Raw genomic sequence first — 7332 nt, 5'->3', positions numbered from 1 at the left:
GACCAGATCATGCGCCTGGGCTGGAAGATCTTCATCCCCATCACGCTGGTGTGGCTGGTGGTCGTCGGGCTGTGGCTGCAGTCCCCCCTCAGCCTCTGGAAGTAAGGAGAGAAGACCATGTCTGCAGTGGCTTCCATCAAGGACCTGTTCTCGAGCTTCATGCTCACCGAGCTGTTCAAGGGCCTGGCCCTGACCGGCCGGCACTTCCTGTCGCCGCACATCACGGTGCAGTTCCCCGAGGAGAAGACGCCGGCCTCGCCGCGCTTCCGCGGCCTGCACGCGCTGCGCCGCTACGACAACGGCGAAGAGCGCTGCATCGCCTGCAAGCTGTGCGAAGCGGTGTGCCCGGCGATGGCGATCACGATCGAATCCGAGGTGCGCGACGACGGCTCGCGCCGCACGACGCGCTACGACATCGACCTGACCAAGTGCATCTTCTGCGGCTTCTGCGAAGAGAGCTGCCCGGTCGACTCGATCGTCGAGACGCACATCTTCGAATACCACGGCGAAAAGCGCGGCGACCTGTACTTCACGAAGGACATGCTGCTGGCCGTCGGTGACCGCTACGAGGCCGAGATCGCCGCCAACAAGGAGGCAGACGCCAAATATCGTTGACCCCCCCGAAGCGCCTTCGGCGCCTCCCCCCAGGGGGCACCGCCAGCGGCCCGGCAAAGCCGGTTCCGCGGCGGTCGCTGGGCAGGAAGCTCTGATGTGCTTTTGGGTGAAGCGATAGAAACCGGCAAAGCAAATATGGACATCCCGACCGCGCTTTTCTACATCTTCTCGGCCGTGCTGCTGGGAGCTTCGTTCCGCGTCATCACCGCGCGCAGCCCGGTGCATGCCGCGCTGTTCCTGGTGCTCGCGTTCTTCTCGGCGTCCTGCGTCTGGATGCTGCTGCACGCCGAGTTCCTCGCGATCTCGCTGGTGCTCGTCTACGTCGGCGCCGTGATGGTGCTGTTCCTGTTCGTCGTGATGATGCTCGACATCAACGTCGACTCGCTGCGCCAGGGCTTCTGGACGCACTTCCCGGTCGCGGCGCTGGTCGGCGTGATCATCGTGCTGGAAATGGCCGCGGTGCTGATCCCCGGCTTCGACGTGCGCACCGCGCCGGCGACCGACCCGGTCGCCATGCAGCTGGGCAACACCAAGCTGCTGGGCATCCAGATCTACTCGCACTACCTGTACCCGCTGCAGATCGCGGCCGTGCTGCTGCTGGTGGCGATCGTCGCGGCGATCGCGCTGACGCTGCGCCAGCGCAAGGATTCGAAGGCGATGGATGCGTCGCAACAGGTTCGCGCGAAGAAGGCCGACCGCGTGCGCATCGTCAAGATGGCCGCCGACGTGGAACCGCCGCCTGCACCCCCTGCCGCACCCGCAGCCGGAGACTCCAAGCCATGAACGCCTTCGCCCTCGGCCCCGTCACGCTGGGCCACTACCTGACGCTGGGCGCGATCCTGTTCGCGCTGTCGGTGATCGGCATCTTCCTGAACCGCAAGAACCTGATCGTGCTGCTGATGGCCATCGAGCTGATGCTGCTGGCGGTCAACCTGAACTTCGTCGCGTTCTCCCACTTCCTGGGCGACATGGCGGGGCAGGTGTTCGTGTTCTTCATCCTGACCGTCGCGGCCGCCGAGTCGGCGATCGGCCTGGCGATCCTGGTCGTGCTGTTCCGCAATCGCGCGACGATCAACGTCGACGAGCTCGACTCCCTGAAGGGCTGAGCACCACATGTCCGCAACACTCTCCCAGAACATGCTGCTCGCGGTGCCGCTGGCACCGCTGGTCGGCGCTGTCGTCGCCGGGCTCTTCGGCAAGCAGGTGGGCCGCCGCGGCGCGCACACCGTGACCATCCTCGGCGTGCTGATCGCCTTCATCATCTCGGCGATGACGCTGAAGGCGGTGGCCGTCGACGGTGCGCGCTTCAACGCCACCATCTACGAGTGGATGACGCTCGGCTCGCTGAAGATGGAGATCGGCTTCCTGGTCGACGGCCTGACCGCGATGATGATGTGCGTCGTGACCTTCGTGTCGCTGATGGTGCACATCTACACCATCGGCTACATGGAAGAAGACCCGGGCTACCAGCGCTTCTTCTCGTACATCTCGCTGTTCACCTTCTCGATGCTGATGCTCGTGATGAGCAACAACATGCTGCAGCTGTTCTTCGGCTGGGAGGCGGTGGGCCTGGTGTCGTACCTGCTGATCGGCTTCTGGTTCACGCGGCCGACGGCGGTGTTCGCCAACATGAAGGCCTTCCTGGTGAACCGGGTCGGCGACTTCGGCTTCATCCTCGGCATCGGCCTGCTGCTGGCCTTCGGCAACACGCTGAACTACAGCGAGATCTTCGCGAAGGCGCCCGAACTGGCCAAGGCCGTGTTCCCCGGCACCGAGTGGATGCTGCTGACGGTGGCCTGCATCTGCCTGTTCATCGGTGCGATGGGCAAGAGCGCGCAGGTGCCGCTGCACGTGTGGCTGCCCGACTCGATGGAAGGCCCGACGCCGATCTCCGCGCTGATCCACGCGGCGACGATGGTGACGGCCGGCATCTTCATGGTGGCGCGCATGTCGCCGCTGTTCGAGCTGTCCGACGTGGCGCTGAGCTTCGTGCTGGTGATCGGTGCGATCACCGCGCTGTTCATGGGCTTCCTCGGCATCATCCAGAACGACATCAAGCGCGTCGTCGCGTACTCGACGCTGTCGCAGCTCGGCTACATGACGGTGGCGCTGGGTGCCTCGGCCTACTCGGTCGCGGTGTTCCACCTGATGACGCACGCGTTCTTCAAGGCGCTGCTGTTCCTCGGGGCCGGCTCGGTGATCATCGGCATGCACCACGACCAGGACATCCGCAACATGGGCGGCCTGCGCAAGTACATGCCGATCACGTGGATCACGTCGCTGCTGGGGTCGCTCGCGCTGATCGGCACGCCGCTGTTCTCGGGCTTCTACTCGAAGGACAGCATCATCGAGGCGGTGCATGCGAGCCACCTGCCGGGCGCCGGCTTCGCGTACTTCGCGGTGATCGTCGGCGTGTTCGTGACGGCCTTCTATTCGTTCCGGATGTACTTCCTGGTCTTCCACGGCAAGGAGAACTTCCGCCACAAGCCGTTCCCCGGCGAGCACGACCATCACGATGACGAGCATGGGCACGACGAGCACGGCCACCACGAGCCGCACGTGCCGCACGAATCGCCGTGGGTCGTCACCGCGCCGCTGCTGCTGCTGGCGATCCCGTCGGTCGTGATCGGCTTCATGACGATCCAGGGCATGCTGTACGGCGGCTTCTTCGAGGATTCGATCTTCATCAACCCGGAAAAGCATCCGGCGATGGAAGAGATGAAGAACGAGTTCCACGGTGCCGTCGCGATGGCGCTGCACGGGCTCACGTCGCTGCCGTTCTGGCTGGCGCTGGCCGGCGTCGTCACCGCCTACGTGTTCTACATGGTCAAGCCGGCCATTCCGGCGTGGATCAAGTCGAAGTTCGGCTTCGTCTACACCGTGCTCGAGAACCGGTACTTCTTCGACTGGTTCAACGAGCGCGTGCTGTCGGCCGGCGCGCGCCTGCTGGGCCGCGGGCTGTGGAAGGGCGGCGACGTCGGCATCATCGACGGCGTGCTGATCGACGGCTCGGCGCGTGCGGTCGGCGCGTTCGCCTCGGTGGTGCGCGTCGTGCAGACCGGCTACCTCTACTGGTATGCGCTGGTGATGATCCTCGGCGTGATCCTCCTGATGACCTGGCAGCTGTGGGGCCCGCTGATGAGTGCGGCCGGCAGCCTGTTCGGCAAGTAAAAGCGGCACCGGAGAACAAGAACATGGGTTTGTTGAGCCTTGCCATCTGGCTGCCGATCGTCGCGGGCGTCGTCCTGCTGCTGGTCGGCCGCGACGAGCATGCCGATGCGGTGCGCTGGATCGCGCTGGTCGCCGCGATCGCGAGCTTCGCGGTCACGATTCCGCTGATCACCGGCTTCGATGCCGGCACCGCCGCGATGCAGTTCCAGGAGAACCTGGACTGGATCGAGCGCCTGAACGTGCACTACCACCTGGGGGTCGACGGCATCTCGGTGTGGTTCGTGCTGCTGACCGCCTTCATCACGATCATCGTCGTGATCGCCGCGTGGCAGGTGATCACCGAGCGCGTCAACCAGTACATGGGCGCGTTCCTGATCCTGTCGGGGATCATGGTCGGCGTGTTCAGCGCGCTCGACGGCCTGCTGTTCTATGTGTTCTTCGAGGCCACGCTGATCCCGATGTACATCATCATCGGCGTGTGGGGCGGCCCGCGCCGGGTGTACGCCGCGTTCAAGTTCTTCCTGTACACGCTGGCCGGCTCGCTGCTGATGCTGATCGCGCTGATCTTCCTGTACTTCAAGTCGGGCGGCAGCTTCGAGATCCTCGCGTGGCACAAGCTGCCGCTGAACATGAACACGCAGACGTTGCTGTTCTTCGCGTTCTTCGCGGCCTTCGCGGTCAAGGTGCCGATGTGGCCGGTGCACACCTGGCTGCCCGATGCCCACGTCGAGGCGCCGACCGGCGGCTCGGTGGTGCTGGCCGCCATCATGCTGAAGCTCGGCGCCTACGGCTTCCTGCGCTTCTCGATGCCGATCGCGCCCGACGCGAGCCATGCGTACGACTGGTTCATCATCGCGCTGTCGCTGATCGCCGTGGTCTACATCGGGCTGGTCGCGCTGGTGCAGCAGGACATGAAGAAGCTGGTGGCCTATTCGTCGATCGCCCACATGGGCTTCGCGACACTCGGCTTCTTCATCTTCAGCGAGCTGGGCGTGTCCGGCGCGCTGGTGCAGATGATCTCGCACGGCTTCGTGTCGGGGGCCATGTTCCTGTGCATCGGCGTGCTCTACGACCGCGTGCACTCCCGCGAGATCTCGAGCTACGGCGGCGTCGTCAACACGATGCCGAAGTTCGCCACGTTCGCGGTGCTGTTCGCGATGGCCAACTGCGGCCTGCCGGGCACCGGCGGTTTCGTCGGCGAGTGGATGGTGATCCTCGGTGCCGTGAAGGCCAATTTCTGGCTCGGCGCACTGGCGGCCACCACGCTGGTGTTCGGCGCGGCCTACACGCTGTGGATGGTCAAGCGCGTCTATTTCGGCCCGGTGGCCAACGAGGACGTGCGTGCCCTCGAAGACATCAACGCCCGCGAATTCCTGATGCTCGCCCTGCTGGCCGTGGCCGTGCTGTGGATGGGCGTGTACCCGAAGCCCTTTACCGACACCATGCACGTCAGCGTCACCGAGCTGCTGAAGCACGTGGCCGTCTCGAAACTGAATTGAAGCGGCGGCAATGATGATCAAAGACATGAACTGGCTGGCCGTCTACCCGGAACTGGTGCTGCTCGTGATGGCCTGCGTGGTCGCGATGGTCGACCTGTGGGTCACCGATCCGAAGCGCACGCCCACCTACTGGCTGACGCAGGCGACGCTCGCCGTCGTCGGCGTCATGCACCTGGCGTACTTCGATGCCGGCTTCACCGTCTACGGCATGCAGCGCATGATGGTCACCGACCCGCTCGGCCACCTGCTGGGCTTCTTCGCGTCGCTTGCGGTGATGGTGACGCTGGTCTATGCCCGGCCGTACGCCGAGAGCCGCGACATGCTGAAGGGCGAGCTGTTCACGCTGTCGCTGTTCTCGATGCTCGGCATCTCGGTGATGCTGGCGGCGAACAACTTCCTCGTGATCTACCTCGGCCTGGAGCTGATGTCGCTGTCGCTGTACGCGCTGACCGCGATGCGCCGCGACCATGCCCAGTCGACCGAAGCCGCGATGAAGTACTTCGTGCTCGGCGCGCTGGCCAGCGGCTTCCTGCTGTACGGCCTGTCGATGATGTACGGCGCGACCGGCTCGCTCGACATCCCGACGGTGTTCAACGCGATCGCCACCGGCCAGATCAACCCGACCGTGCTGGTGTTCGGCGTGGTGTTCATCGTCGCCGGCCTCGCGTTCAAGCTCGGCGCGGTGCCGTTCCACATGTGGCTGCCCGACGTCTACCACGGTGCGCCGACCGCGGTCACCTTGCTGATCGCCGGCGCGCCGAAGCTCGCGGCCTTCGCGATGACCTTCCGCCTGCTGGTGGAGGGCCTGTCGGGCGTGGCCGGCGACTGGCAGCAGATGATGATGGTGCTGGCGATCGCGTCGATGTTCCTCGGCAACCTCGCCGCCATCGCGCAGAGCAACCTGAAGCGGATGCTCGCGTACTCGACGATCGCGCAGATCGGCTTCGTGCTGCTCGGCTTCACGACCACGGTGATCACCGGCAACACGCTGTCGGCCTCGAACGGCTACAGCTCGGCGCTGTTCTACATGGTCACCTACGTCTTCACGACGCTCGGCACCTTCGGCGTGATCATGCTGCTGTCGCGCCAGGGTTTCGAGTCGGAGAACATCGACGACCTGAAGGGCCTGGGCAAGCGCAACCCGTGGTTCGCCGGCGTGATGGCGATCTTCATGTTCTCGCTGGCCGGCATTCCGCCGACGGTGGGCTTCTATGCCAAGCTCGCGGTGCTGCAGGCGCTGGTCACGACCAATGTGCCGTTCTACATCGGCGTCGCGGTGCTGGCGGTGATGCTGTCGCTGGTGGGCGCGTTCTACTACCTGCGCCTGGTGAAGGTGATGTATTTCGAGGACCCGGTGGACACCCATCCGGTGATCGCCCCGAACGACGTGCGGGTGGTGCTGTCGCTGAACGGCGCGGCCGTGCTGTTCTTCGGAATCCTGCCCGGCGGCCTGATGGCGCTGTGTTCGCAGGCCATCGTCAAAGCCTTGTCCACCTGAAGTCGTTGCGGAATTGGCGCGCCGGCCGCTGGGGCATCGCCCTGCAGGCTGCGCGGCGCTGAGCGTCTGCTGATAATGCGCGCATGAAAGTGCTCAACCTGTGCTGCGCGCACGACCATCGCTTCGAAGGCTGGTTCGGCTCGGAAGCCGATTTCCAGTCGCAATTCGAAGGCGGGCTGGTCGAATGCCCGCTGTGCGGCGACAAGACTGTCACCCGGCTGCCGAGCGCGCCCAGGCTGAATGTGTCAGGCGCGCGTGAACCCAAGGCCCCCACGCCAGCGGCGCAGCACCCGGTGCCGGCCACGCCGGAGGCGATGACGATGCAGGCGATGTGGTTGAAGGCCGTGCAGCACGTGATGGCGAACACCGACGATGTGGGTGAGCGCTTTGCCGAAGAGGCCCGGCGCATCCACTACGGAGAAGCCGAAGAGCGCGCGATCCGCGGCCGTGCGACACGCGAGGATGCGCAGGCACTGGCCGAGGAGGGCATCGACGTGATGTCGCTGCCGTTGCCGGCGGCTGCGAAGGGCACGCTGCAATAGCTGTTGG

Annotated in this window: 7 protein-coding genes; all 7 read left to right on the top strand. The window is 65.1% G+C overall.

Annotated elements, in window-relative coordinates:
* Positions 1-117: 117 nt before the first annotated feature.
* Positions 118-615, top strand: a complete 498-nt coding sequence (nuoI, locus tag AC1D1T_RS13820) for an NADH-quinone oxidoreductase subunit NuoI (protein WP_047502912.1) — start codon at positions 118-120, stop codon at positions 613-615.
* A 135-nt stretch (positions 616-750) separates the two neighbouring features.
* Positions 751-1398: an NADH-quinone oxidoreductase subunit J gene (locus tag AC1D1T_RS13815; protein ID WP_047502910.1), complete on the top strand. Its 648-nt coding sequence runs from the start codon at positions 751-753 to the stop codon at positions 1396-1398.
* Positions 1395-1721 (top strand): NADH-quinone oxidoreductase subunit NuoK, encoded by a 327-nt coding sequence (nuoK, locus tag AC1D1T_RS13810; protein ID WP_047594472.1) that lies wholly within the window; start codon positions 1395-1397, stop codon positions 1719-1721. Before AC1D1T_RS13815 ends, nuoK begins: the two co-directional genes overlap by 4 nt.
* A gap of 7 nt (positions 1722-1728) precedes the next feature.
* Positions 1729-3786, top strand: coding sequence for an NADH-quinone oxidoreductase subunit L (nuoL, locus tag AC1D1T_RS13805; protein ID WP_465114364.1), 2058 nt, complete (start codon positions 1729-1731; stop codon positions 3784-3786).
* Positions 3787-3809: 23 nt separating this feature from the next.
* A complete protein-coding gene (locus AC1D1T_RS13800; RefSeq protein WP_047502905.1) occupies positions 3810-5285 on the top strand; it encodes an NADH-quinone oxidoreductase subunit M in 1476 nt (491 codons plus the stop codon).
* Between the two features lie 13 nt (positions 5286-5298).
* Entirely contained in the window at positions 5299-6783 is a 1485-nt protein-coding gene (nuoN, locus tag AC1D1T_RS13795; RefSeq protein WP_477992003.1) for an NADH-quinone oxidoreductase subunit NuoN, read from the top strand.
* Positions 6784-6866: 83 nt separating this feature from the next.
* Entirely contained in the window at positions 6867-7325 is a 459-nt protein-coding gene (locus AC1D1T_RS13790) for a DUF1178 family protein (protein ID WP_465114365.1), read from the top strand.
* Positions 7326-7332: the final 7 nt, after the last annotated feature.

It is taken from the genome of Rhizobacter sp. P2_H3, from assembly GCF_056403355.1.
Note: the sequence above shows the minus strand (reverse complement) of the source record. Positions and strands in the feature narration are given on the sequence as shown.